1 protein-coding gene is annotated in these 729 nt (G+C 76.5%); it reads left to right on the top strand.

Features of this window, described 5'->3' with window-relative positions:
* Nucleotides 1-177 precede the first annotated feature (177 nt).
* Nucleotides 178-729: Clp protease N-terminal domain-containing protein (locus tag DZF91_RS22940; protein WP_147341279.1), on the top strand; the 552-nt coding region annotated here is incomplete at its 3' end.

Here is a 729-nt window from a genome sequence, read left to right as displayed (position 1 = left end):
GGCCGTCCGGCGGCCGATGCCGGGCCGCGCGCGCGGCGGCGGGACGCGCGGTGCCGGGCGTGGCGTGCGGGGGTGGGGCGCGAGGGAGCGGGTGTTTACCCAAATCGGTGGGGGACCTGGTCTTATGGCCGTCTCGGACGGAAACGAGCCCCTTGTTGCCGCTGTCTGGGGGACCTCGTGACCAACTCGCCGTTCGGATCGTTCTTCGACGACCCCTTCCGGGGGTTCGACCTGCTCAGCGGACGTGTCTTCGGCGGCGAGGCGTGGCCGCCGGCCCGGCCCGGGGTGCAGCGGGTGGACGTCGGCCGGCTGCTCAGCGAGCAGGGCCGGGAGCTGCTGGTCCGGGCGGTGCGGAACGCCGGTGAGCGCGGCGCGCCCGACCTGGACACCCTCGACATCCTGACCGCCGCCGCGCAGGGCGACCCCGCGCGGGCCCTGCTGCGCTCGGCCGGAGCCGACCCGGACGCGCTGACGGAAGCGATCGACGAGGCGCTGCCCGGCACGCCCGGATCACCGCCGACGACGTTCACGCCGTCCGCGAAACGCGCCCTGCTGGACGCGCAGCGGATCTCCAACGCGCTCGGCTCGTCCTATATCGGGCCCGAGCACCTCGTCCTCGCCCTGGCGGCGAACCCCGACGCCGCGTCCGCCCGGCTGCTGGCGTCGCAGGGCGTGACCGCCGACGACCTGCGGACCGCGCTGGCGGGCGAGCGGCGGCGGGGGGCGGCC

Origin of the sequence: Actinomadura logoneensis (genome assembly GCF_003428695.1) — a bacterium.
Taxonomy (GTDB): Bacteria; Actinomycetota; Actinomycetes; order Streptosporangiales; family Streptosporangiaceae; genus Spirillospora; species Spirillospora logoneensis.
The sequence above is the reverse complement of the archived record's forward strand: the minus strand, read 5'-3'. Positions and strand labels throughout refer to the sequence as shown.